This window comes from Candidatus Methylopumilus planktonicus (assembly GCF_000981505.1).
Taxonomy (GTDB): Bacteria; Pseudomonadota; Gammaproteobacteria; order Burkholderiales; family Methylophilaceae; genus Methylopumilus; species Methylopumilus planktonicus.
In genome coordinates this window covers 256,576-282,379 of record NZ_LN827929.1, presented here as the reverse complement: position 1 = coordinate 282,379, position 25,804 = coordinate 256,576, and the positions used below count along the sequence as shown (strand labels likewise).

At 35.4% G+C, this 25,804-nt stretch carries 28 protein-coding genes and 1 tRNA gene; 13 read left to right on the top strand and 16 right to left on the bottom strand.

Annotation, left to right across the window (positions count from 1 at the left end):
• Positions 1–77 precede the first annotated feature (77 nt).
• From BN1208_RS01570 to BN1208_RS01555, 4 genes are read left to right on the top strand one after another with little or no spacing between them, the layout of a single operon-like run.
• Positions 78–1,211 carry a L,D-transpeptidase family protein gene (locus BN1208_RS01570; protein WP_162197752.1) on the top strand — a complete coding sequence of 378 codons (1,134 nt, stop codon included), beginning with the start codon at positions 78–80 and terminating at the stop codon, positions 1,209–1,211.
• Positions 1,195–1,767, top strand: coding sequence for a peptidylprolyl isomerase (locus BN1208_RS01565; RefSeq protein ID WP_223259366.1), 573 nt, complete (start codon positions 1,195–1,197; stop codon positions 1,765–1,767). The genes BN1208_RS01570 and BN1208_RS01565 overlap by 17 nt, the downstream gene beginning before the upstream one ends.
• A gap of 20 nt (positions 1,768–1,787) precedes the next feature.
• On the top strand, positions 1,788–2,273 hold the full coding sequence (locus BN1208_RS01560; protein WP_046487183.1) for a peptidylprolyl isomerase: 486 nt from the start codon (positions 1,788–1,790) through the stop codon (positions 2,271–2,273).
• A gap of 2 nt (positions 2,274–2,275) precedes the next feature.
• Complete coding sequence (locus BN1208_RS01555) at positions 2,276–2,995, top strand: UDP-2,3-diacylglucosamine diphosphatase (protein WP_046487181.1); 720 nt, start codon at positions 2,276–2,278, stop codon at positions 2,993–2,995.
• Here the strand turns inward: BN1208_RS01555 and nusB are convergent.
• The 3 genes from nusB to BN1208_RS01540 all read right to left on the bottom strand — a co-directional run bounded on the left by nusB (position 2,992) and on the right by BN1208_RS01540 (position 5,654).
• Positions 2,992–3,453 carry a transcription antitermination factor NusB gene (gene nusB, locus BN1208_RS01550; RefSeq protein ID WP_046487178.1) on the bottom strand — a complete coding sequence of 154 codons (462 nt, stop codon included), beginning with the start codon at positions 3,451–3,453 and terminating at the stop codon, positions 2,992–2,994. The two genes, BN1208_RS01555 and nusB, sit on opposite strands and share 4 nt — an antisense overlap.
• Positions 3,453–3,902 (bottom strand): 6,7-dimethyl-8-ribityllumazine synthase, encoded by a 450-nt coding sequence (ribH, locus tag BN1208_RS01545; protein WP_046487174.1) that lies wholly within the window; start codon positions 3,900–3,902, stop codon positions 3,453–3,455. Before ribH ends, nusB begins: the two co-directional genes overlap by 1 nt.
• An 81-nt stretch (positions 3,903–3,983) precedes the next feature.
• Complete coding sequence (locus BN1208_RS01540) at positions 3,984–5,654, bottom strand: OFA family MFS transporter (protein ID WP_046487171.1); 1,671 nt, start codon at positions 5,652–5,654, stop codon at positions 3,984–3,986.
• Positions 5,655–5,791: 137 nt separating this feature from the next.
• On the opposite strand from BN1208_RS01540, the gene phoB reads away from it, so the two are divergent.
• From phoB to BN1208_RS01525, 3 genes are all read left to right on the top strand, one after another.
• Positions 5,792–6,478 carry a phosphate regulon transcriptional regulator PhoB gene (gene phoB, locus BN1208_RS01535; protein WP_046487169.1) on the top strand — a complete coding sequence of 229 codons (687 nt, stop codon included), beginning with the start codon at positions 5,792–5,794 and terminating at the stop codon, positions 6,476–6,478.
• A gap of 66 nt (positions 6,479–6,544) precedes the next feature.
• On the top strand, positions 6,545–7,846 hold the full coding sequence (gene phoR, locus BN1208_RS01530) for a phosphate regulon sensor histidine kinase PhoR (RefSeq protein ID WP_046487166.1): 1,302 nt from the start codon (positions 6,545–6,547) through the stop codon (positions 7,844–7,846).
• An 8-nt stretch (positions 7,847–7,854) separates the two neighbouring features.
• Entirely contained in the window at positions 7,855–8,556 is a 702-nt protein-coding gene (locus tag BN1208_RS01525; protein ID WP_046489160.1) for a hypothetical protein, read from the top strand.
• A 1-nt stretch (position 8,557) separates the two neighbouring features.
• Here the strand turns inward: BN1208_RS01525 and BN1208_RS01520 are convergent, their stop codons facing one another.
• Positions 8,558–12,421: a DUF3683 domain-containing protein gene (locus tag BN1208_RS01520; RefSeq protein WP_046487163.1), complete on the bottom strand. Its 3,864-nt coding sequence runs from the start codon at positions 12,419–12,421 to the stop codon at positions 8,558–8,560.
• 203 nt (positions 12,422–12,624) lie between these two features.
• Between BN1208_RS01520 and BN1208_RS01515 the strand changes: the two genes are divergently transcribed.
• Positions 12,625–13,038, top strand: a complete 414-nt coding sequence (locus tag BN1208_RS01515; RefSeq protein ID WP_046487160.1) for a CopD family protein — start codon at positions 12,625–12,627, stop codon at positions 13,036–13,038.
• Positions 13,035–13,970, top strand: a complete 936-nt coding sequence (locus BN1208_RS01510) for a carbohydrate kinase family protein (RefSeq protein ID WP_046487157.1) — start codon at positions 13,035–13,037, stop codon at positions 13,968–13,970. The genes BN1208_RS01515 and BN1208_RS01510 overlap by 4 nt, the downstream gene beginning before the upstream one ends.
• Here BN1208_RS01510 and BN1208_RS01505 read toward each other — a convergent pair whose 3' ends face one another.
• Genes BN1208_RS01505 through BN1208_RS01490 form a run of 4 tightly spaced genes read right to left on the bottom strand, consistent with a single transcriptional unit; the run spans position 13,971 to position 17,171 of the window.
• Positions 13,971–14,783, bottom strand: coding sequence for a symmetrical bis(5'-nucleosyl)-tetraphosphatase (locus BN1208_RS01505; RefSeq protein ID WP_046487155.1), 813 nt, complete (start codon positions 14,781–14,783; stop codon positions 13,971–13,973). It lies immediately after the preceding gene.
• A gap of 6 nt (positions 14,784–14,789) precedes the next feature.
• Positions 14,790–15,263 (bottom strand): c-type cytochrome, encoded by a 474-nt coding sequence (locus tag BN1208_RS01500; RefSeq protein ID WP_046487151.1) that lies wholly within the window; start codon positions 15,261–15,263, stop codon positions 14,790–14,792.
• A gap of 20 nt (positions 15,264–15,283) precedes the next feature.
• Positions 15,284–16,192 (bottom strand): heme o synthase, encoded by a 909-nt coding sequence (gene cyoE, locus BN1208_RS01495; protein WP_046489159.1) that lies wholly within the window; start codon positions 16,190–16,192, stop codon positions 15,284–15,286.
• Positions 16,176–17,171 carry a COX15/CtaA family protein gene (locus tag BN1208_RS01490; RefSeq protein WP_046487149.1) on the bottom strand — a complete coding sequence of 332 codons (996 nt, stop codon included), beginning with the start codon at positions 17,169–17,171 and terminating at the stop codon, positions 16,176–16,178. The genes cyoE and BN1208_RS01490 overlap by 17 nt, the downstream gene beginning before the upstream one ends.
• A 90-nt stretch (positions 17,172–17,261) precedes the next feature.
• Here BN1208_RS01490 and BN1208_RS01485 point away from each other — a divergent pair, with 90 nt between their 5' ends.
• Positions 17,262–17,756 (top strand): peroxiredoxin family protein, encoded by a 495-nt coding sequence (locus BN1208_RS01485; RefSeq protein ID WP_052734598.1) that lies wholly within the window; start codon positions 17,262–17,264, stop codon positions 17,754–17,756.
• Here the strand turns inward: BN1208_RS01485 and BN1208_RS01480 are convergent, their stop codons facing one another.
• Entirely contained in the window at positions 17,757–18,344 is a 588-nt protein-coding gene (locus BN1208_RS01480; protein ID WP_046487144.1) for an SCO family protein, read from the bottom strand.
• Entirely contained in the window at positions 18,341–19,078 is a 738-nt protein-coding gene (locus BN1208_RS01475) for an SURF1 family protein (RefSeq protein WP_046487141.1), read from the bottom strand. The genes BN1208_RS01480 and BN1208_RS01475 overlap by 4 nt, the downstream gene beginning before the upstream one ends.
• Positions 19,079–19,105: 27 nt before the next feature.
• Between BN1208_RS01475 and BN1208_RS07175 the strand changes: the two genes are divergently transcribed.
• Positions 19,106–19,324 carry a twin transmembrane helix small protein gene (locus tag BN1208_RS07175; protein ID WP_082092811.1) on the top strand — a complete coding sequence of 73 codons (219 nt, stop codon included), beginning with the start codon at positions 19,106–19,108 and terminating at the stop codon, positions 19,322–19,324.
• Positions 19,325–19,368: 44 nt separating this feature from the next.
• On the opposite strand, the gene BN1208_RS01470 is transcribed toward BN1208_RS07175, so the two are convergent.
• The 6 genes from BN1208_RS01470 to BN1208_RS01445 all read right to left on the bottom strand — a co-directional run bounded on the left by BN1208_RS01470 (position 19,369) and on the right by BN1208_RS01445 (position 24,423).
• Positions 19,369–20,241 (bottom strand): cytochrome c oxidase subunit 3, encoded by an 873-nt coding sequence (locus BN1208_RS01470; protein ID WP_046487137.1) that lies wholly within the window; start codon positions 20,239–20,241, stop codon positions 19,369–19,371.
• A gap of 31 nt (positions 20,242–20,272) precedes the next feature.
• Positions 20,273–20,818, bottom strand: coding sequence for a cytochrome c oxidase assembly protein (locus tag BN1208_RS01465; protein WP_052734597.1), 546 nt, complete (start codon positions 20,816–20,818; stop codon positions 20,273–20,275).
• Between the two features lie 121 nt (positions 20,819–20,939).
• The gene (ctaD, locus tag BN1208_RS01460; RefSeq protein ID WP_046487135.1) at positions 20,940–22,535 is read right to left on the bottom strand and encodes a cytochrome c oxidase subunit I; all 1,596 of its coding nucleotides are present in this window, start codon (positions 22,533–22,535) and stop codon (positions 20,940–20,942) included.
• Positions 22,536–22,572: 37 nt separating this feature from the next.
• Complete coding sequence (gene coxB, locus BN1208_RS01455; protein ID WP_046489155.1) at positions 22,573–23,715, bottom strand: cytochrome c oxidase subunit II; 1,143 nt, start codon at positions 23,713–23,715, stop codon at positions 22,573–22,575.
• A 111-nt stretch (positions 23,716–23,826) separates the two neighbouring features.
• Positions 23,827–24,285, bottom strand: coding sequence for a DUF2244 domain-containing protein (locus BN1208_RS01450; protein WP_046487132.1), 459 nt, complete (start codon positions 24,283–24,285; stop codon positions 23,827–23,829).
• A gap of 51 nt (positions 24,286–24,336) precedes the next feature.
• Positions 24,337–24,423: transfer RNA gene (locus BN1208_RS01445), tRNA-Leu, on the bottom strand.
• 102 nt (positions 24,424–24,525) lie between these two features.
• On the opposite strand from BN1208_RS01445, the gene BN1208_RS07445 reads away from it, so the two are divergent.
• Complete coding sequence (locus tag BN1208_RS07445; RefSeq protein WP_046487129.1) at positions 24,526–24,717, top strand: DUF2970 domain-containing protein; 192 nt, start codon at positions 24,526–24,528, stop codon at positions 24,715–24,717.
• Positions 24,718–24,775: 58 nt separating this feature from the next.
• Positions 24,776–25,801 carry a tRNA preQ1(34) S-adenosylmethionine ribosyltransferase-isomerase QueA gene (queA, locus tag BN1208_RS01435; RefSeq protein WP_046487126.1) on the top strand — a complete coding sequence of 342 codons (1,026 nt, stop codon included), beginning with the start codon at positions 24,776–24,778 and terminating at the stop codon, positions 25,799–25,801.
• Positions 25,802–25,804: the final 3 nt, after the last annotated feature.

Below are 25,804 nucleotides of genomic sequence, written 5' to 3'. Positions count from 1 at the left end.
GCTTTTTATTAATCCTGGCATTTCTTTTTAATATCTCTCAAGCCCTAAGCGAAGAAATATTTGTCTCGAATAAAAATTTGAATGCTACTGAATTAAGTTATGAAACACCAGAAAAGATGCTTGTAAAATCTTTAGTAGAAATTTCCGAAGGTAAAGTAGATATGGCGCTTGAAACTATTGACGCCCTTATCAAACAAACACCAAATTTTAAGTTAGCCTATCTAATTCAAGGGGACTTACTTCTAGCTCATGCAAAGCAAATTAATGGTATGGGAGATGAGACTAAAGGTGAAAAAAAAGAAGAGGTCGAAAATTTAAAAAATGAAGCAAAAGTCAGAATTGAAAGATACCTTAATAATCTAAATCTTCAGAATGAACCGAAAATTTTTGCTCAACTTAATAATAAAGTTAAATATCTTTTTTATGTGGACGCAGTCAGTTCTCGGCTTTATCTATATGAAAATATTAATGGAAAGCTATCTTATAAAGATGATTATTATGTGTCCATCGGTAAAAATGGCTTTGGCAAGCAATATGAAGGCGATAAAAAGACACCTGTGGGCGTTTACTTTACAGGAAAAAAAATCAGGGAATCATTATCAGACTTTTACGGGGAAGCAGCCTACCCTTTAAGTTACCCAAATGAAATCGATAAAAAAAATAAAAGAAATGGCTCTGGCATATGGATTCATGGCACGCCTAAGACTACTTATAATCGAACACCACTGGCAAGTGACGGTTGTATTGTATTGAGTAACCCAGATTTAATGAAGTTATCTTCCGTATTAGATAACAACAGAATTCCTATTATTATTTCTTTTCAATCATTAAAAGATTTAGAGTCTTACAATAAAAATTTGACTGAGAAAAAAATTTCACTGGTTAGTGCTATAGAAAGTTGGAGAGAAAAATGGGAAAATCAAGACACTGAAAGCTACCTAAAATTTTATTCAAAAAACTTTTTTAGCGAAAAAGATGATTATGACTCATGGGCCGAAAGAAAAAGAATCATTCAGTCTCAAAAGCAAAAGGTCTTTGTTGAGCTATCTGAAATTTCATTCTTTGATTATCCGAATACAGAAAATGAAATTGTTTTAGTGGATTTCGTGCAAGATTATAAAAGCCCTGCAATTAACAACAAAATGAATAAAAGGCAGTATTGGATTAATGAAAATAATGAATGGAGAATTATGTATGAAGGCGGCACTTAATTTAATCAAATTAGTTTTTGTTTTTTTCTTATTTTTACCCTTAGCTCATGCAGCTAATCCAGTTGTTGAGTTCGAAACTAATCAAGGCAACTTCAAGATTGAGCTCTACCCTGAAAAGGCTCCAAAAACAGTTACTAATTTTTTATATTATGTAAATAACGGATTTTATAAAGAAACTATCTTCCATAGGGTCATTAGTAATTTTATGATCCAAGGTGGCGGGTTTACTCGAGAGATGTCTGAAAAAGCAACGCAGCCTCCTATTGTTAATGAGTCAAATAATGGATTGCTGAATAGCGCAGGAACTCTTGCTATGGCAAGGACAAACGATCCTAACTCTGCAACTGCTCAATTTTTTGTAAATCTTATAGACAACAATTTTTTAAACTACACAGGTCCTGAGGCAAACTCTATCGGCTATTGTGTTTTTGGCAAAGTGACTGAGGGTATGAATGTCGTTCGTAAAATTGGCCAGCTACCAACAGGTAATTCTAAAGGCTTTTCTGATGTGCCTATTAGGCCTGTAATTATTATTAATGCAAAACATATTAACTAATATTTTATAAAGGAATTTAAGTGATTACACTCTCAACCAATTTCGGCAATATCATTTTAGAACTTGATGCTGATAAGGCGCCCATTACTGTCGCAAACTTTTTAAGTTACGCTAAGAATGGTTACTATAATGGCACTATTTTCCATCGAGTTATTGATGGCTTTATGATTCAAGGCGGCGGATTTGATGACTCGATGAAACAGAAAGCCACTGAAAAACCAATTAAAAATGAGGCTAATAATGGTCTTAAAAATAATAAATACACCATTGCCATGGCTAGAACTTCAATACCCGATTCGGCCACGAGCCAATTCTTTATTAATGCAAATAATAATGATTTTTTAAATCACCCAGGCCAGGATGGCTGGGGTTATTGCGTTTTTGGAAAAGTCACTGAAGGTACTGACATTGTGGATAAAATTCAAAAAGTCGCAACAGGTAATTCGGGCGGCCATCAAGATGTTCCTTTAGAGGCAGTCACAATTCTCAATGTTACTATTGATTAATATTGCCTAATCAAACTATCTTTGTATCAGATATACACTTGTGCGAAAGTCGTCCAAGTATCGCTGATGCTTTCCTGAATTTTTTAAATAAAATAACCAATCAAGTCGATGCGCTATACATACTTGGCGATCTTTTTGAATATTGGATAGGTGATGATTCAAAGCAGCATGAAAATATAATCAGGGCTATCAAAGCATTAACAGGTCGACACATTAAGGTTTTTTTAATGCACGGCAATAGGGACTTTCTTATTGGTCCTGTCTTTGAAAAAAAAACAGGAGCTCTTTTATTAAAAGATCTAACACTTATCGAAATTTATGGCAGAAAAATACTTCTAAGTCATGGGGATTCACTTTGTACTGATGACATCGAATATCAATCTTTCAAAAACAAGGTTAGAAATGAATCATGGAAAAATGAATTTCTAAAAAAACCTCTTACTGAGCGAATCCACATTGCAAATGAATTTAGAAAGCAAAGTGAATTAAATAAAAAAAATAAATCTGAAGAAATCATGGATGCAAATCCTGAAGAAGTAAATCGAATCCTAACTCAATTCAATTACCCAGATTTTTTTATTCATGGCCATACACATAGACCAAACTATCACTCAATTAATCTTGATGGCCATCAAATGCAACGCGTTGTTTTAGGTGACTGGTATGAACAGGGGAGTTATTTAACTCTAGATTTGCATGGTATCAAAACGTATCAGCTTTAATGTTTTAGAAACTCTAACGGTCTTCTTTTTTCGGCTACTTTATCTAGCACACCATTAATATATTTATACCCGTCAATTCCACCAAAGGTCTTAGCTAACTCAACACCTTCATTAATAGCCACTTTATATGGGGTTGGTACATCGTGCATAAGCTCATAAACTGAAATACACAGAATTGAATGCTCGATAGGGCTTAGCTTTTCAATAGGTCGATCAATAAAACTTGAAATTTCATTATTTAATTGATCCATATTATTCATGATGCCATCAAAAAGATGGTGATAAAAAATTTCATCCGCCTTTAAATAATCAGGGTCATCTTTGATGTCTTTTTTAATCTGATTAATATCAAACTGATTTAAGATACCGCGATAAATACTTTTCATCACAAGCTCTCTAGACTTACGCCTATTATTAACAAGCTTCTTTTTCTTTTTAATAGGTTGCACTTCTAGCATTAGACTGACTTTAATAAATGAATCATTTGTATAGCAACTTGAGCAGCTTCTTTGCCTTTGACTGAGGCTCTCTCCATAGCCTGCTCATCATTTTCAGTGGTTAATATTGCATTAACAATTGGCATACTAAATTCTAATTGAACATCCATAATTGATTTTGCTGAGTGGTTTGCTACAACTTCAAAATGAAAAGTCTCGCCTCTTATTACAGCGCCCATTGCAATAAGTGCATCAAATTTTTTTGTTTGCGCCATCTTTTTAAGAGCTAAAGGACTTTCTAGGGCCCCAGGAACTTTTGCTAATACAATACGCTCATCTTTTACACCAAGGTTAAGAAGCTCTTGATGACATGCCTTAACTAGCGCTTCGCCAACATGCGGGTTAAATTCTGACATCACAATACCAATAGAGAATAATTCTCCATTTGAATTTTTCAAAATCTCTCTCAATTCACTAAGTCCTTTAGTATTACTTTTAAATAAAAAAGTAATTTTAACTTATATGAGAGCTATCTTTAGCTTTTATATAAGTTAATGAAACAATATCCAAGCCTTTTGTATAGTGCTCCATATCCCATAAGATATAGGCACACCAACAGCTGACCAAGCAAGAAAAGTGATTAGTGGAGTTTTTTCAGCCTTTCCAATAGTTTCTTTTGTTGAAATAAATTTTTCATGTGCTAATTTTTTTTCAGCCAATAACTCTTTATCGGTCATAAAGAATTTATTGTCCATAGGTCTCACCATAAGATTTGCAATAAATCCGATGGCAAGCATGCTCGCTAATATATAAAAAATAGGTGCGTAAATTTCTGAAAAAGGAACCTGTGCTTCAACCCTCATATCATGCATATAATTTACAATCACAGGGCCCAATATACCTGCAGTTGACCAAGCCGTTAGGATTCTTCCATGAATTGCCCCCACAAATTGAGTTCCAAACATGTCTGCTAAGTAAGCTGGTATCGTTGCAAACCCCCCACCGTACATAGAGGCAATAATACAAAAACATGCTGCAAAGAGCGCTAATGATTTAGATCCAGTCATGTAGGATGCGGTGACATACATCAAGATACCAAGTGTAAAAAATACAATATAAGTCAGTTTTCTTCCTAATTTATCTGAAATGCTGGCCCAGAAAAACCGCCCAAAAATATTAAATAAAGAAATTAACCCTACAAATCCTGCGCCTACGGCGGCTGCAAGTGCCAATAAAGACTCATCTTTTTTAAGATCTGCAAAACCTAGATCTGCCTGGCCAATTAAGGCGCCGCCAAAAGTTTCTTGAAGCATTGGCGCTGCTGCTCCAATAATACCTATACCTGCTGACACATTCATGCAAAGAACTATCCACAGAAACCAAAATTGTGGCGTTTGATGCGCCTTGTTTAAATGCACATGATTAACCGAAATCATATTATTATTTTTATTGTTAGGTGGATTCCATCCTGCAGGCTTCCATCCTGATGGAGGCACTCTATAGCCTAGAGAGCCTGAAATCATAAAAATAGTATAAATAATGGCCATTACTACGAATGTTTGCCAAATCCCAGGCTGAGTCATGCCGTTAATGTTTGTAGAAAATTTTGTCATTAGCATTGTGGCGAGCGGGGAACCAATCATGGCACCTCCTCCAAAACCCATAATCGCCATGCCAGTGGCCATACCTCTTTTATCCGGAAACCATTTAATTAGAGTAGAGACGGGGGAAATGTATCCTAAGCCTAAACCTATCCCACCAATGACGCCACTTCCAAGCCACATCATCCAAAGCTGATGCGTATATATGCCAAAAGCGGAAAGCAATAATCCGCCACACCAGCATAAGGTAGAAACAAGCCCGGCTTTTCTGGGGCCCGCTCGCTCTAACCAGCTTCCCCAAAAAGCTGCGGAACAGCCTAAAAGAACAAAGAACAAGGTGTACATCCACCCTAAATCAAATTGAGTCCAGTTACAGTCTGTCGCAGTTAAAGCTCGAAGTGTTCCATGAAGTTTATCTGCAAAGGTTGCTGCCCCAGCAGAGCATGCAGCTAAAGCCTTGCCATCCTGACCTATTAAGGCATTCCCTAAAGGTTTCCAAAAAACACTGAATCCATAAGCCATACCAATTGAAAGATGAATGGCTAATGCTGCGGGCGGAACCAGCCAACGATTATAAGAAGCCTTAGCAGTGATATATTCTTTTGAAAAAAAACTTGGCATACACACTCCCCGAAAATCAACATTTCAATATTAAATTATTTTTAAAAAAACATCTTATTTTTTGTAAACTATATATTGTCATTAAAGTGTCATATAAATGTCATACGATCATAACCAATCCATTAATATAAGCAATTATGAAAGCCAATATACTGATCGTTGAAGATGAAGGTCCAATTCTTGAGCTTTTGGCACTTAATATCTCTCAGGCTGGCTATAATCCTCTAAGAGCTATAAGTGCTGAACATGCAGAAAAACTGATTAACGAAGCTCTTCCCGATATTATCTTGCTCGACTGGATGTTGCCTGGTATGTCAGGTATCGATTTTGCAAAAAAATTACGTAGCAATGCTTTAACTAAAACAATCCCTATTATTATGTTAACAGCGCGAAGTGATGAATTAGATAAAGTTAAAGGTTTAGAGATTGGTGCTGACGACTATATTACAAAGCCTTTTAGTCCTAGAGAACTTAATGCTCGAATCAAGGCTGTGCTTAGAAGAAAAGCCCCCGAACTTACTGAAGATATATTAAAAATTAATGGTCTAGAATTAAATCCTGTATCACATCGCGTTACCGGAAATAATAAGCCACTGGAAATGGGTCCAACAGAATTTAGATTGCTTCATTTTTTTATGAGCAACCCTGAAAGAGTTTATTCAAGGAGTCAACTATTGGATAAGGTTTGGGGAAGTCAAATTTTTATTGAGGATAGAACGGTGGATGTTCATATTCGAAGATTAAGAAATATTCTTACCCAATCTCAGCATGAAAATTTAATCCAAACTGTTCGCGGCTCAGGTTACAGGCTCTCTACAAAATAGAATTTATCTAGATCACTGCAAGCATTACTCGCTATAATACTCGTACGTTTTTAGCGAGAAAAAACATTGCAAGATATCCGTTGGAATACTTTTTGGGTTTTATTATTTATATCTTTTTTATCTCTTATTGTGTGGGGATTTAAAAGCTTAGAAGTTGCTTCATTGTTTTTTATCTTATGCCTCTCCATCTATTTACTTTCTCATGTTTATTGGATTTACCGTCTAAACAAATGGCTTAAAAATCCAAATCTATCAACTATCCCTGATGGATCGGGTATCTGGGAAGAAATATTTGCCATACTCTATCGAGAATATAGAAAACAAAAGAGAAGCAAATCTGAACTAACTACAACACTTGGCAGATTTATGACGGCAGCAGAAGCTATTCCTGACGGCATTGTTGCTCTAAATCAAAATAATGAAATTGAATGGTGTAACAAACCTTCAGAAAAAATGCTTGGTATCAATTTATCTAAAGATATTAATCAGCCTATTAAGTACTTATTGCGCGAAACTAATTTTACTGAATATCTCAATTCCAATATATACAATGACTCGCTTAAATTAATTTCTTGGCGCAATACAAGCAGATCATTCGAAATACTTCTGGTACCTTTTGGTGCGAGTCAAAAACTTCTTATCTGCCGGGATATTGCACAGATTGAAAAAAATGATTCTATTAAGCGTGATTTTATTGCGAACGTTTCACATGAGTTAAAAACGCCACTAACGGTCATCGTTGGATTTTTAGAAACACTTTCAGATATGAAAAATGAATTCAATGAAAAAACCTACTCTTATCTTCAAATGATGCTTGAACAATCAGATCGAATGAATAAGCTAGTTGAGGACTTGCTTCAGCTTTCATCGATAGAATCAAACGCAGCACCTGCCGAAAAAAAAGAAATAGATATGCTCCATCTCTTCAAGAACCTGAAGAAGGATTCAGATTTGATATCCGGCAAATTACATACAATTAATATGTCCATTAAGAAAAATATTTCTTTATTAGGATATGAAAAAGAAATATATAGTGCATTTGTTAATCTTGTAAGCAATGCTATACGCTATACCGAAAAAGGTGGGTCGATTAATGTTATATGGGATATGAAGAACCAAAATCCTTATTTTGAAGTGCAAGATTCTGGTATTGGTATTGATCAAAAGCTAATTCCGAGACTTACAGAGCGCTTTTATAGAATTAATAGTGATCGAGGCAGAAATACTGGAGGCACTGGATTAGGGCTTTCTATTGTAAAACATGTTTGTATTCGACATCAGGCACAAATAGAAATTACAAGTCAAGTAGGGAAAGGCAGTCAATTTAAGATTATTTTCCCGCAAGAGAGACTCTCTCTTAAGAAATGAAGAAGAAAATGAATAAATTATATTATTTCTTTTTTTGTTTAATATTTTCAATATCCCTGCCCATTTCACATGCAAAAGAAATTGTTGAATCAGATAGGCAGTCTGTAAGGCAGCTTGGGAAAACGGATTTTGACCGCATGGCTGACCATGAGATTAGAGAAAATATTCAAAGTTTAAAAACTCTCATGCTTAAGCTTTATAAAAGGAATCCTTCTGAATTAAAAAAAAGTACATCTGAAGATCCTGAAAAAATGGTGAATTGGGTATTTAATGGAAATCATAATTGGAATTTTGAAGCTATTAATAATGCTCAAGGCACTGATGCTATGGACTTAACCTTTAGCGAAGACTACAAAGGCGACAAAGTACTCCCATTTATTGTGGGTATTTACACTATGCTTATCAAAGCTCATGGAGGTAAAAAAGAATTTTATTTATTTGACTCTGTTGACCCTCAGCTTTTGTATAATGCCTCTCGTAATATTGAAACAGCTGTTTGGAAACTCTCTAACGCCAAGGACAGTTCCGGTAAATCCTTTTTGCTAGCGAATGAAATAAATGAAAAAGAAAGTAATTTGTCTTTTGAAAGAGAGTTTGGAAAAATTATTGGTAGAACAGATTTTCTAGCTTTTACATTATCTGAAAAAACTGAGCGGGGTATTACGCGCATTATTCAAAATGTTACGACTGGCTTATTCATACCTATTTAAACTATAAAAGTATTTTCTCAATGCCGCCTTTGGTAGAGCTCTCTACAAAGTTTTGCATCCAATTTGCGCCTAGTAAATTCTTGGCTAATTCAACCACAATATAATCTGCTGTTGTATTTGTTTCTTCTCCATAACGCGCCAATCCTTGTAAACAAGAAGGGCAGGAAGTAAGAATTTTGACTTCCCCAAATGATTCTGGTTGATCAATACCTATTTTTTGAATCCCTTTTTCAATTTCTTCTAGTTTTCTCTTTTTGACTTGAGTCGCAATATCTGGTCTTCCTACGGCAAACGTTCCAGACTCACCGCAACAACGATCATTCAAAGGTACACTTGTATTCATTAATGCATTCGTAACTTGAGAAGGTGCATATGTTTTCATTGGACTATGGCAAGGATCATGGTACATATATCTAGTACCTGAAACACCTTCCATTTTTACTCCTTTTTCCATGAGATATTCATGAATATCTAATAATCTGCAGCCAGGAAATATTTTTTCAAATTCATATTTTTGTAACTGATCCATACAAGTTCCGCAAGAAACAATCACCGTTTTAATATCTAGATAATTTAGTGTATTCGCTACTCTATGGAACTGCACACGATTATCAGAAGTTATTTTTTGACCTTTATCATGGTTACCAGAAGAGGTCTGAGGATAGCCACAACATAAGTAGCCTGGTGGGAGAACGGTAATTGCACCAACCTCATATAACATCGCTTGAGTTGCCAATCCTACTTGTGAGAAAAGTCTTTCAGAACCACATCCGGGGAAATAAAAAACTGCGTCAGAATCTTCATTAATCTTTTCTAGATTTCTTATGACTGGAACGACTTTATCATCTTCGATGCCAAGAAGCGCTCTAGAGGTTTTAGTTGGCATATTTTTAGGCATTGGTCGATTTAAGAAATGAATAATTTGAGACTTGATCGGCGCTTTACCAATAGTTGAAGGTGGATTATTTTTGAAAAAATTAATAGTGCCGAGTTTTTTTAATAAGTGATGGCCAGCTTGTTGAACTTTGTATCCAACATCGACCATTAAAGTTCTCATAATTTTAATGGTGACTGGATCTTTCATGTTGAGATAACTCATCGCTAATGCTGTGCCTGGGCTAAAGTGACGCTTACCCTGCTCTCTTAAGAAATTTCGCATAGCAATAGATACTTCACCAAAATCGATATCAACTGGGCAAGGGTTAAGGCATTTATGGCAAACAGTGCAATGATCAGCAACATCGTTAAATTCATCGAAATGCTTAATCGAAATACCACGTCTTGTTTGTTCTTCATATAAAAATGCTTCTATAAGCAATGAAGTCGCTAAAATTTTATTTCTTGGGCTATAAAGTAAATTAGACCTAGGCACATGTGTTGTGCATACAGGCTTACATTTACCACAACGTAAACAGTCACTGATTGAATCTGCTATTTCCCCAATAGCAGATTGTTCCATGATGATAGATTCTTGCTCTAACAATCCAAAGCTTGGTGTATAAGCATTCTCTAAGCCAGAACCTGGAAGCAATTTACCTTTATTAAAATGCCCAAAGGGATCTACTTTATTTTTATATTTCTCAAAGGCTTGAATTGTACCTTCATCTAAAAATTCCATTTTTGTAATGCCAATGCCATGTTCACCAGAAATAACACCATTGAGACTTTTAGCAAGGCTCATGACTCTTACGACAGAGTCGCGCGCTTCTTGCATCATTTGATAATCATCAGAATTAACAGGAATGTTGGTATGCACATTACCATCACCGGCGTGCATATGAAGTGCTATAAATACCCTACTCTTTAAGGTATTTTTATGTATTTGATCTAGTTTTAGTAAAAAACCTTGGTACTCTCTTCCGTTAAAAATTTCATGGAGAGGGTCTTTGAGTTCTCTTTTCCAAGAAATTCTTAGCTCATAAGACTGAAGCGCTCTAAATATACTTTCATATTTCCCTTCAATATCATTATTGCTTTCAAGCAGCGTCGAGGGTGGGCTATCAAGATTGTCCAGCATCTGGCCCCATTTTTCTCTTAACCCATGAATCAAATCAATACTCATTTTTTGCTTCACTTGGGTTAATTCTGGATCAGAGTTTAATCCTTCTTCTTCATAAATAAATTTATCATGCTCAATGAAAGTTTCTAATTCATCTAAAAGTTTTAATTTATTTTTAATTGAAAGCTCGATATTAATTCTTTCAATACCATCAGAGTATTCTCCAAGCTTAGGAAGAGGAATCACAACATCTTCATTGATCTTAAATGCATTTGTGTGTTTTGCAATTGCAGCTGTTCTTGCACGATCGAGCCAAAAACGTTTTCTAGCGTCTGCTGAAACTGCTATAAAACCCTCACCATTTCTTGAATTAGCTATTTGTACAATTTGAGAGGCTGACAACCCTACAGCATCTTCATCATCACTTGCAATGTCTGCGATTAAAACCATGCGAGGACGTTCTTGCCTTGCAGCTTTGGTGCTATACCCAACAGCTTTAATATAGCGCTCGTCCATATGCTCTAATCCCGCCAAGAGCGTACTATCTGATTGATCTAAATAATCCTTAATTTCTACAATTGCGGGTACAGAATGGGAGACATTGCCAAAAAATTCTAAACAAACTGTTCTAACGTACTTAGGCATCTTATGCAGAATGAAAGTGCCAGATGTGATGAGTCCATCACAACCTTCTTTTTGAACGCCAGGAAGCCCACTCAAAAATTTATCGGTTACATCTTTCCCTAATCCAATTTTTCTAAAACTACTTCCAGGTATTTCTAAAACTTCTGGCTCTGCAATTAATTCTTTGCCGTCAGGCTTATATCGACTAATTTTAAAACGCACCAAATCTACATAGTGAATTTTGCCAAGATTATGATCTAATCTCTCGATCTCAACCCAGTTGCCATCAGGGTCAACCATTTTCCAAGAAGCTAGGTTATCTAGAGCTGTACCCCAAAGTACTGCTTTCTTACCACCAGCATTCACTGCAATATTTCCACCAATGCAAGACGCATCTGCTGATGTCGGATCGCAAGCAAATTCAAGCCCACTATTCGTTGCCATTTCCATAGCGCGTCTTGTAACAACCCCTGCTCCGCATCTCACAACAGGCACACGCTCACTGACGCCAGGCAAATTTTGATATTCGACATTGCTTATATCATCAAGTTTTTCGGTATTAATGACTGCTGAGAATGGGGTGAGCGGAATAGCACCGCCGGTGTAACCTGTACCTCCCCCTCGAGGAATAATGGTTAACTCAAGGTCAATACAAGCTTTAACAATTTGCGCTATCTCTTCTTCGTGATCTGGGTTAATTACGACAAATGGGTATTCAACTCTCCAATCTGTTGCATCAGTCACATGAGATACTCTTGCTAATCCATCAAATTGAATATTATCTTTTTTGGTAATTTTTTTTAATTTAGAAAAAATTTTTCTTCTAAATTTTTTGACCAACTTGAAATCGTTTTCGAAAGTCTTAACTGCTTTATGCGCTGCTTCAGAAAGCTCCATGACTTTGTCATTGCCTGAACTTCGCTCACCAATCGAATGGATACGATGATACATAGCATCCACTAATGCTTTAAGTCGCTTCGGATTTTCTAAAAGATCATCTTGAAGATAAGGATTTCTATTAACTACCCACAAATCTCCCAGTACCTCGAAAAGCATCCGAGCAGATCGGCCTGTCTTTCTTTCGTCTCTCAATTCATTCAGGATGTTCCATATATTTTCCCCCAAGAATCGAATGACGATTTCTCGGTCTGAGAACGAAGTATAGTTATAGGGTATTTCACGCAATCGATTGACTGGAAATGGTTGAGTTTTAAAAATAGATTTGAGTATTGGGGCGTTCATTTAAATAAATTTAATTTAAGCATGAGCATATCATGGAGCAGAATTGCTAACAACGTTATAACCCATAGGGTTATTGAACTTTAGGCAGAAAATTCAGTTAAAATATGAGCTCAATTTACTCGGTTTAAAGGGCCTGTTTCTTTCCATTTTATGAACCTAATACCTTTAATAAAGTTCAGATTAATTTCTCAAATACACTCAAAATGCTCTGGATAAAAACTCTTCATATTATATTTATGGTGACTTGGTTTGCTGGCCTTTTTTATTTGCCGAGACTCTTTGTTTACCACGCCATGAGTAAAGATAAAATTAGCCATGAAAGATTCAAAGTCATGGAAAGAAAGCTTTTTTTCGGGATCATGACACCCGGCGCTTTTTTAACGATACTTTTCGGAGTGTGGCTTTGGGGTCTTTATGGCGTAACTGAACAATGGCTTCAAATTAAAATAGGTCTCGTAATCTTATTGTTGGCTTATCACTATCTATGCTTTAAACATCTTATTGATTTTAAAAACAATAAAAATAAGCATAGCCATATCTATTTTCGATGGTTTAATGAAGTGCCTGTAATAGCTCTTGTTGCCATCATTTACTTAGTCGAATTTAAACCAGCATGAGTATACTCATCTGCGGCTCCATGGCTTTCGATACCATTATGGTATTCAAGGACCAATTTAAAAACCATATCCTACCTGAAAGCATTCATAAATTAAGTGTGGCTTTTTATGTGCCAGAACTTAGAAAAGAATTTGGCGGTACTGCAGGAAATATTGCATACAATCTTAAGCTTCTCGATGAAAATCCAGTCATTATGGCAACAGTAGGTAGCGACTTTTCGGTTTATTTTGACTGGCTTAATCAAAATGGAATTGATGCTTCATATATCAAGGAAATTAAGAGTCTTTATACAGCGCAAGCATATATTACGACTGATCTAAGTGACAATCAAATTACAGCTTTTCATCCAGGCGCCATGGTGGAATCTCACCAGAATAAAATTAAAGAATTGAAAGATGTATGCTTGGCGATCATTGCGCCAGATGGGAAAGATGGCATGATAAATCACGCCAAAGAATGTAAGGCGCTTAATATTCCCTTTATGTTTGACCCTGGGCAGGGGCTGCCAATGTTTGATCGCGAAGAGCTTTTAGAGTTTATTGATGACGCTTCATATATTGCAGTGAATGACTACGAAGCAACTCTCTTGTCTGAAAAAACCTCTCTTTCTATAGAAGAAATTTCTAGAAAAGTAGAGGCATTAATTGTGACTATGGGTGCAGAAGGCTCAGTCATTTATGCTGGCCATAAAATATATAAGATTGAACCCATTAAGGTTGAATCAACTATTGATCCTACAGGATGTGGCGACGCTTATCGTGCAGGCCTTCTCTATGGCATTTCTAAGAAATGGGATTGGCAATCTGCTGGTCGGTTAGCTTCTGTGATGGGCGCAATTAAAATTCAAAATCAAGGTGGCCAAAATCATCGCCCATCCCGTGACGATATTGAAAAACTTTATACAAAAAAATTAATCGAAGAAAATAATTAATTAGATATCTTTTGAGTTAGCTTTTACAGAAAATACTGTCTTATCATCAAGCCTGATGGCTGTTAAAGCTCTTCCCCAAACACAGCCAGTATCAATGGAATAAATATCTCCTCGTGTAACAAGGCCTAAAGCTGACCAATGACCAAAAATAATAATATTATCTTTGGTTTTTCTTTTAGGAAAATCAAACCAAGCTTTTAACTTTTTAGGCATATTCTTAAGTTCACCTTTATAGGTAAAATCAATAGCTCCATCTGAAGACAAAGCCCTCAACCTCGTAGTCGCATTAATAATAATTCTGGCTTTATCATTCTTACTTAAGGTACTAGACCATTTATCCGGCTTATTGCCATATATGGAAGATAAAAATTCTACATATTTTTTACTGCGGAGTTGCACGCTTACTTCTTTTGAGAATTTTAGAGCGTCCTTAACGGTCCACTGAGGCATTAAACCCGCATGAACCATTAAGTGTTTTTTTTCGTAATGAACTAAGGGGAGAGATCGCAACCATTTAAAAAGTAGATCTGAGTCTTTTGCTTTAAGAAGACGAGATAAAGTATCTTCGTCATCTGGCTCAATAACCTTATATTTGATAGCTAATGCGTGAAGATCGTGATTGCCTAAAACAGCGGTCACTGACGATTTATTTTTATAGCACCATCTCAATATTTCCAGCGATCCATTGCCACGATTAATCAAATCGCCCGCGAGCCAAAGTTGATCTCTGCCGCGTTTAAATTTAATTATTTTTAGAAGGTCTAGAAAAGAATAGTAGCAACCTTGGATATCGCCAATTGCGTAAATTGCCATGAATATTTATTTTTTAAAGTTAGCACCTGATGAGTTCGTCATATATAAGACTGCACTTGCAACTTCATTATCAGACAAAGATGCATTGCCCCCTTTTGCTGGCATAGAGCGAATTCCTTTAATGGCATGCTGAACGAGTGTTTCATAACCTTGAGCTATTCTTGGAGCCCAAGTTTGTACATCACCAAGTTTTGGAGAATTTAATATACCAGCTTGATGGCACGTCAAACAAACAGCTTTGTAGACTTCCTCTCCTGATTTACCCCCTGAAGCTGCTCCTTGTGCAACTGCCTGAGCTAATTCTACCTTTGCAACGGGCTGAATATTTTCTTTAATTTTACTTTCCACCATAACATTAGAGCTAGTGGCACTCTTAAAATCATAGGTTATGAATAAAATGAATAAAATTCCCCCTACGACTGCTCCGACAATAATTGCCATTAACTCAAATAAAACATTTTTTTCTTTTTCTAAACTCATTTAACTATCCTTTTGTAATCTTAATAAAGAGTAAATTTAAAATAATGATCAATTAACATCGCAGAAAAAATTAGGCTTAAATAAATAATAGAATATCTAAATGTTTTCATGGACAACTTATCTGAGTAATTTTTAAAAAGCATAATTACATAATACAAGAAAACAGCATTAAGAATAGTGGCACAAATTAAATAAATAAGCCCACTCATGCCAAGACTAAATGGCGCCATAGTCACAATAATCAAAATGATTGTATATAGAACAATTTGCAACAATGTAAAAGATTCGCCGTGTGTGACAGGCAGCATTGGTATACCTACTTTTGCATAATCATTTCTCCGATAAAGTGCTAATGCCCAAAAATGAGGTGGCGTCCAACAGAAAATAATTAAAAATAGTATTAGTGCTTCCGGTCCAACAGTATTATTAACCGCTGCCCACCCAAGAATAGGCGGCATAGCACCAGAAGCGCCACCAATAACAATATTCATTGGCGTAGCAGGCTTGAGGAAAATTGTATAAATGACGGAGTAAGAGAAAAAAGTTGCAAGAGTAAGCCACATTGTCAAGGAGTTCACGTAATAATAAAGAATGGCTAATCCAACACCCCCCAGAATACTTGCATAAACTGTAGTACGTTCGGATGACAATTGTCCTGTTCCAATAGGCCTTCCTTTTGTTCTTGCCATCACTGCATCTATTTTTTGTTCAATTAAGCAATTAAAAGCTGCTGCTGCACACGATACAAAACCAATGCCAAGAATAGAACTTAGTAATACATTAAATGGCACCATACCGGGGGTAGATAAAAACATTCCAATTACAGCAGTAAAAACAATAAGAGAATTAACTCGTAACTTACAAAGAACTAAAAAATTCTTTAAATCAATCCGAAGATTCAAAGTATTTTTTTTAAGGAGCCAAAGCATATTGTTTTTTAATTTTTGCATTTATTATTGTTATTATGACGACCAGTAAAGCTGCTGTTAGATTATGACTAACAGCTAAAACCATTGGGAGATGAAGAATCAAGTTAGCAACTCCTATAATAAATTGGGCTGCTAATATAGCTAATAACAACATCGCCTCAGATCTCAATTGTTTATATTTCATTAATGCATATGATAAATAGCCAAAATAAACAACTAAAGTTATAGCACCTATTCTGTGAACCCACTGAATTGCTTGTAAAGCGTTAAGACTGATTGGAGTCCCTTCAGAAGTTTGACCTAAATCTCTAAAAATATTAAACGCATTCTTAAAGTCCATATCAGGGATCCATTGTCCATGGCAGGTTGGAAAGTCTGTGCAAGCGAGACCAGCATAATTAGTGCTAGTCCAGCCACCTAAAAAAATTTGCATAAAAATCAAAATAAAGCCAAACCTTGCCATATAAAAAATTATGCTTTGCTTTAGAATTAATTTTGAATTTTCGTTGTAATGTTCGTTACTTATATATGTAAGTAAAGCTAAAGTTGTCATACCGCCTATTAAATGCGCACTTACAATAATGGGCTTGAGTAAAAGTGTAACTGTAAGCATTCCTAACATAGCTTGAAAAAATACAATGCCCAGAAGGCTGAAGGGAACAAGGATACTCACTTTTAGAGATTTTTTATTTTTATAAGCTAAATAACCAATTGTTAAAATTAAAAGCCCCAATAGGCCTGCCACATATCTATGAACCATCTCTTTCCAAGCCTTGTCATTTTCTATAACTTGGCCTGGAAAAGTATGCTGGGCTTTTTCAATAGCCATTTGGCTTTCTGGAACAGTTAGTGTTCCAAAACATCCTGGCCAGTCTGGGCAACCTAAACCAGCATCCGCTAACCTTACATAGGCTCCTAAAACAATTAAACAAAATGTCATAACTGTTGTAAAAAAGGTAATTTTTTTAAAAAGATTCATAATTAAATTTCTATATAATTTTATTAATATGGATTAGACTAAAGGGAAATAATTCCTCTAACTTGCAAGAATTATAACATTCACCCAATTATGGCAAAAAAATCTATCTGGCTGTTGCTCGTTTTATTAACTCTTCTAGTCTTATTTTTTTTGTTATCAACTACAAATAAAAAAGTTCCTGAAATTGCAGTTACTTCAATCACTGGTGAGGCTATCAAGCTTTATCAAGTTAAAAATAATTTCACAATCATCAACTTTTGGGCAACCGATTGTCCAGGCTGCATCAAAGAAATGCCGGGTCTAGTTGCTACTTACAATCAATTCAAAGGGCAAGGTTTAGAAATTATCGCTATATCTATGAGTTATGACCCGCCAAATCAGGTCTTAAACTTTACGCAAAAAAATAAAATACCTTTCCCTGTTGTGTTAGACGTTAATGGTCAAATTGCACGATCATTTGAAAACATTCGCCTTACGCCAACTTCAATACTTGTTGATAAAAATGGGAAAATCATTGATAAAGTCATAGGTGAGTTAGATTTTAATAAATTAAATGCTCTTTTGAAAAAACATCTTAATTCCTAATTATTTTGAAATTCTTATTAATCGCTCTAGATCTTTAATCATTCCAGATGGATTTGTTCCTTTTTTATATTGCATCATCAAATTACCGTAGGGATCTATGAGGTAAATAGACTCGCTCTCAAAGTATGGGTAAGATTTAAACTGATTGTTAAGTCTGTCTTTTAAATCACTATCATTTTTCAATAAAAGCTGGCCTTGGCTCAATTTAATCTGTTCGGGTGAAATTAAATTTTTATCTTTGACTACAGCTAGCCTTTGAATTTTATTACCATCTTTACCTAACGCAAGCCAAATTTGTCTTAATGAATATAATTGGAATTCACACGCCTTGTCACATTTATTTCCAACAAAAGAAACCAATGTCCATTTGCCAATTAATTGGTGAGTTTGACTGCTTATCGGCTCATATAATTCTAAATCTCCAATCTGAATAATTGGGCTAATTAAGAGTCCATGCTCAACCCCCTTTGAATGTGGCTTAAAATTTGTAAAAAAAACTTGGTACCACGAATAAATTACAGGCACAACAAATAACAATGCAATACCAATTAGCTTTAATCTTGACTTAAGAATATTGCTTAACTTCATTTCTTTTTTACACCTAATCTTATAAAAATAATTAAAAGAGTAAATGCCATCGCAAACCACTGAAATGCATAACCATAATTTTTATCACTGTCAGGGACTGGCATACTCGAATCTAAAACATAGGTCTTATCAAAAATCGGTTTTTTTAGTTTAACTACATAACTCATTAAATCTTTACTTATTAAAGAGCTTAAAACTTGATATTCCATTTTCTGAAGCCTAAAAGACGATTCATCTAATTTTTCAGTTATAACTTTTCCTAGTGAAATACCAGGAGAAGGCATTTTACTAATTTCACCCTCAATTGTTTGTATCTCTTTGATAGGGGGTATATTAGGAACATCATTTCTAGATTTGGATAGAGGATACCAACCCCTATTGATTAAAATAATTTTATTAGAATCTAAAATCTTAAAAGGGGTGTAAATTAAAAAACCTGCTTTTTCTTGAACAATTTGATTATCTAGAATAATATTCTTATCATTTAAAAACTCGCCGCTCATAGAAACTTTATGCCAAATAATATCCTTTATTGGCATTTGGACAGTTTCTTTATTTAATTGTATTGGCGGCTGATTTTGTCTTTCGACAAATGCCATATTAATTATCTTTTTTTGGTCGGCACGATCGAGCTGCCAAAACCCTAATTTAATAAAAAAAATAAAAAATATAATAAATACCAGGCTAGGTATTAACTTATAATTAAAGTTGATGTTATAGATTGAAAATTTCAAAATTATATTGAAGGCAAGGCTTTTTTTATGAGTAGTGAATTATTATTTAAGATTCTTGTAATAGCAATTCTATTAATTATCCTGCTGTCTCTTTCGGGTGGGCTTTTTTTTCTTATCAAAGATAAAAAAAGGAACTCTAATAGAATGGTAACTTCACTTTCCTTTAGAGTTGGTCTTTCTCTTCTTTTATTCTTCTTGCTTTTTTACGGATTTTATTCTGGACTGATTCAGCCTCATGGCATTTAAAATAAGAAAGCGCTATCAATATTGGACTTTTTAAATCTGCTAGCTTAAAGCCAATATACGAATACAAATAATCCCAGCCAAACTACATCTACAAAATGCCAATACCATGCGACAGCTTCAAAAGCAAAATGCTCATTTTTTGTAAAATGTCCCTTAAGTGATCTCAATAAAATCACCGCTAGCATTACAGCCCCCATCGTTACATGAAAACCATGGAAGCCTGTAAGCAAATAGAATGTGGACCCAAATATCCCAGAATTAAGCTTTAAACTTAATTCGGTGTAAGCATGGTGGTACTCGGTTGCTTGAAAGTACACAAATAATCCACCTAATGCAACCGTAACAGCAAGCCAAGCATTTAGATAATTTCTTTGTGCTTTTTTTAAAGCCCAATGAGCAAGCGTTACTGTCACCCCACTTAATAAAAGTATTAAAGTATTAACTGCAGGTAAGCCAAATGCCGGGACAATATCTTTATAAACAGTAAAATTGGTTGAGTCTGGCATAACTGACATAGGCCATGAAGCTTTAAATGCTGGCCATAAAAACTGGTGAGTCACAGCTCCACTTCCTTCACCACCAAGCCAAGGTACAGATAAAACGCGAGCGTAAAAAAGAGCGCCAAAAAAAGCTGCAAAAAACATAACTTCTGATAGGATAAACCACCCCATACCCATTCTGAAACTAATATCTACTTGTTTGTTATATTTTCCTGCAAGACTTTCAGCTATTACATTTGAAAACCATCCTGCAAACATATAGATTACTGCTGCTATACCAACAATAAATACATACTTCGCATTGGGTGATTGATTTAATAACATTGCTGAACCTGCAAATAACGTAAACAGAGCAAGACTGCCAACTATAGGCCACTTACTTGATTCAGGAACAAAATAAATATCTTTACTGGCCATATATTTCCTTAAATATTAATTAAAACATTGCTTAAGTTGCTGTTTTACTATCTTTCAAAGCTCTAAAAAAAGTATATGAAAGAGTAAGTGCTTCCACATCTTTAGGGATATCCTTATCTAACTCAAATCGAACAATAAGTTTTTTTCTCTCACCAGGTTTTAATACTTGATTCCTAAAACAAAAACATTCGGACTTTTTTAAATAAAGTGATGCAATTCCAGGAGAAACACTGGGTATTGCTTGCCCAACAATCTCTTCATTAATCATATTTTCAACTGTATAGGTGACTGTATAAAATTTACCTGGATTTACCTTTAAAAACTTTTGATCAGCCTTTAATTTCCAAGCTAAATTACCATTTATGTTAGAGTCAAAGTTAATAGTGACAAACCGTTGATCGTCTATAACTAATTTTGAGGCTTCTGAGCTGTAAATACGCCCTGTCTTTCCATTTAATCCAGTGACTTCGCAAAAAACATCATATAGCGGTACAAGAGCGTAACCAAAACCAAACATTACGATTGTAAGTGATGTTAAAAGAACTGTTGTTCTTTTAATGCTACGAACTTTAATCATTTCATGAAACTTAGAATAAACCCTGCGTAAAGAGAAAAAGCAATAAGTCCGAGAATTAAAGCAAATCGAGTATTTCTTTTTTTAACCATTTCATTATTATTTCGAAATACTTTTTTTACCATCAATAGTCCATTAAAGTCTTTGTTACTTTTGGAGGCGTAGTGAATGAATGGTATGGCGGAGGTGAGCTTAAAGTCCACTCCAAACCACGTCCACCTTCCCAAACTTGACTCGTAGCTTTTTTACCGCCTAAGACACATTTGATAACTATATACACGAATAACAATTGTGAAATACCATACCCAAAGCCGCCAAGACTCGAAATCATATTAAAATCTGTAAACTGAACGCTGTAATCTGGAATTCTTCTTGGCATACCCGCTAAACCAAGAAAATGTTGTGGGAAAAAAAGTATATTCGCAAAAATAGTCGACAACCAGAAGTGTATCTTAGCTAATTTCTCGTCATACATATTGCCAGTCCATTTAGGAATCCAATAATAAACAGAGGCCATAAGAGCAAATACTGCGCCTGTTAATAAAACATAATGAAAATGGGCTACAACAAAGTAAGTGTTGTGATATTGAAAGTCAACCGGCGTAATGCCTAACATAAGCCCTGAAAAACCTCCTATAGTGAATAAGATAACAAAGGCTATTGAAAATAACATAGGAGCTTCAAAGGTCATAGCCCCCTTCCACATAGTTGCGACCCAATTAAAAACTTTCACGCCTGTAGGAACAGCAATTAACATTGTCATATACATAAAAAATAATTCGCCAGTGATAGGAAGTCCGACCGTAAACATGTGATGGCCCCATACAAAGAAAGACAGAATCGCAATAGATGCAGTCGCATAGACCATAGACGCATAACCAAATAAAGGTTTACGAGCAAATGTTGGAATAATTTGCGAAATAATCCCAAATGCAGGCAAGGCTAGGATGTAAACCTCTGGATGTCCGAAGAACCAGAAAATGTGCTGGAACAATACTGGGTCGCCACCACCGGCCGCATTAAAGAAGCTTGTACCAAAATATTTGTCTGTTAAAAGCATAGTCACAGCGCCTGCTAAAACTGGCATAGAGGCAATTAGTAAAAAGGCTGTGATAACCCAAGTCCAGACAAACAAAGGCAATCTCATCAGCGTCATACCTGGCGCTCTCATATTAAACACTGTTGCAATGATATTGATTGAGCCCATGATAGATGAGATGCCTAGAAAATGAACTGCAAATATTAAATATGGAAAAGCTTTTCCTGTTTGAAGAACAAGAGGTGGGTACATAGTCCAGCCGCTTGCAGGGCCTCCGCCTTCCATAAATAATGTGCCTAAAAGAAGCGCAAAAGCAAAAGGCATAATCCAAAAACTCATGTTATTCATTCGAGGAAGTGCCATATCCGGAGCGCCAATCATAATAGGTATCATCCAATTAGCAAGACCCACTCCGGCGGGCATCACAGCTCCAAAAATCATTACTAACGCATGCACAGTAACCATTGAATTATAAAATTGTGGATCTACAAACTGAAGTCCTGGTTGAAATAACTCTGCACGAATAATCATCGCCATTGACCCGCCAACAAAGAACATAATCAATGAAAATACTAGGTACATCGTACCTATGTCTTTATGGTTTGTTGAAAACAACCAACGTTTAATACCTGTGGGCTTATGATCGTGATGATCGTGATCTGCGTGCGCTATTGTGCTCATTCTAAAATCTTCCTAAATTAAAAAATTAAATTTTAAGTTATTTCTTTCTTGCTGCTAAGACGTCCTTAGGCTGAATAACATGCCCAGTTTTGTTTCCCCAGTTATTTCTTACAAATGTCACTACCGCAGCGATGTCTGAATCCGACAATTGTTCGCCAAAGGCAGGCATATTACCCTTGCCATAAATAACTTGGTGAATGTGAGCTGGAATGTTCTCTTTTAGGTTAGCTAGAGGGCTTCCGTCGATTGCTGGGAAAACACCCTTAATACCCTGACCATTTGCTTGATGACAAGCCAGGCAATTTGCTTTGTAGACACCTTCCCCTTTTGCTTTTAATTCAGCCAATGTAAAATCTTTGTTACTATCTGAATTTTTAGAATTCAATGCAACCTTGGTTTGCTCAATCCAGGCTTGATATTCTTTTTCTGGAACAGCTTTTACCACAATAGGCATGTATCCGTGTCCCTTGCCACAAATTTGAGCACACTGCCCGCGATAAACACCTACTTTATTAATCATTGTCCAATTGTCATTAATAAAACCTGGAATAGCATCTCTTTGCCAGCCCAAATCAGGTACCCACCACGCATGAATCACATCATTCGCTGTTGTCAAAATTCTAATTTTTTTACCAACAGGAAGCACAAGGGCTGTGTCAGTATTGCGGAGGTAGTTATCAGCAGTGTTAGGATCAATACCTGAATTCATCTGACTAGCATCTACACTATCAGAAGCCATGTTGCTGTAAATAGTTACGTCCTCATTAATGTAGTCGTATTTCCATTTCCATTGATACCCTGTTGCTTTAATAGTGATTTCAGATTTTGACGTGTCGTCCATCTTTGCAAGAAGCTTAGTTGCTGGTATTGCCAGTGCAACAATAATAGCAAAAGGAATAATAGTCCAAATCACTTCAACAGTTGTGCTGTGAGAAAATTTTGCTGGTTTAGCACCTTTTGACTTGCGATGATGGAAAATAGACCAAAACATCACACTAAAAACTGCAATACCAATGGCAGTGACTACATAAAGAGAAGTCATATGCATATCATAAACTTCGTTACTTATAGGGGTCGCTCCTGGCGTCATATTTAAACCCCAAGCAGCATGAAGTATTTCGGGACTTAATAAAAATAGTGCCGACAAGATAACAGTGAAATTTGGTAAAAATCTAACCATAATTTTGTTCAAATGCATTTAATATCCCTTACCGTGAAAGTCAAATATCCTAAATTTACCGAACAACATGTTAACAGCAGGATTTTTTAAAATCAATACGAAAAGTTGTAATCATGAGATTTTTTTAAATAACTCTAAGCGCTCACTTTCGCATAGAAAATCACCGACACGAGTATTTTTCCCCTGGTCGCTTATTACAATATAGCTAGGCCGATTGAAGTATGTTGTCACAAGTCTAAATTTACTCCAGTCTCGATTAAATTCCTCTTTAATTATTTTTTTTCCTTGGATAGTTTTAATTTCAATTAAGCGGGAACTAATTCTTATAATTTGATAAAAGGTACTTTTAAGACAAGTGAAATACAAAGCATATCCAAGCAAAAGAACTTCAATGCCGTAGAAAGGGATCGCTAAGTACAATCCAACATTATAAAGTATTGAAGAAATTATGAGGATAAACATAAAGAAAAATAAGTATATTTTTTTTATCACTCTCCATGGCATAGATGGATTTGGGCGAAGAATAAATTCATCTAAAGTGCCTTTTTTTAACTTTTTGCTTTGAATCATAATTGGCTTGACGTTAACAAAAGAAAAAAATTCAAATAATTTTATAATTTATGGTGCCGGGAGCGAGAATCGAACTCGCACGCTATTACTAACGCGGGATTTTGAGTCCCGTGCGTCTACCAATTCCGCCATCCCGGCCTATAGAAGCTTCTAAGATTTACATTATAGATAATATCGGCATATATCTGATAACTATATTAAAATTGAAGAAATTTAAACTTCAACATAAAGACAAATACCGTGCTCAATATCATTAAATCTATCCTACTTGCTTTTTTCGGTATATCAAATAATAGAAAACTTTCTCAGGATGATGCTTTTGTTGAAAAACATGGGATAAAGTACTTTCTCATTATAGGTTTTTTAGTGGCTATTCTTTTGCTGTTAACGCTTGCAATTTTAGTAAATTTTATTTTAAATCTTATTAAATAATTTCAATATTCAGATCATTTAAAAACTCCTCTTAAAATGTTAATCGCATAAATATTCTATGCTAATTGAAGAATTTGATTTTGATCTACCCCAACATCTTATTGCCCAAGCCCCTCTTCAAAAGAGGGATTCAAGTCGACTTCTTGTTTTAAATAAAAATACAAAGTTATTCAGCGATAAAAAATTTGTAGACTTTGTTGATTTATTAAATACGAATGATCTTTTAATTTTCAACGATACACGTGTGATTAAAGCCAGGTTATTTGGGAAAAAAATCACAGGCGGAAAAGTTGAAATCATGATTGAGCGTATCTTGGATAACCATCATGCACTAGCTCACTTAAAAACATCAAAAAAAATATTTGATGGCACTATCTTTGAGATCAATGAAGACGTATCAGTTAAGGTTGTAAGAAAAGAAAAAGATCTTTTTTATATTGAATTTAATTCAAATTTATCCAGTTACGACATACTCGAAAAATATGGGCACATCCCCCTACCCCCTTACATTGAAAGAAGTGCGGATAAATCCGATGAAAAAAGATACCAAACGATCTATGCGAAAGAGTCCGGTGCCGTTGCAGCGCCTACAGCTGGACTCCATTTTACGGATGAAATCTTTAAGGCCTTAAATGATAAAAAAATTAAATATACTTTTCTAACGCTGCATGTTGGCGCTGGTACTTTTCAACCTGTCAGAGAAAATGATCTCGATCACCATCAAATGCATAGCGAATCTTTTAATGTGCCTGATAAAACTATTCAAATGATTGATGACGCCAAGTCGAAGAATGGCAGGATTATTGCAATCGGCACCACCGTTTTAAGAGCGCTTGAAAGTAAATTTTCTGAGGAAACGATTCAGTCTGGATTTAAAGAAACTTCTATCTTTATTAAACCGGGCTATACATTTAAAATTGTGGATGCATTACTCACCAACTTCCATTTACCTAAAAGCACCCTATTTATTTTAGTCTCGGCTTTTAGTGGAAGTGATACCATGAAGAAACTATATCAGCACGCTATTAAAAATGAATATCGCTTCTTTAGCTATGGCGACGCTACATTTATTGAGCGGTCTTAAATT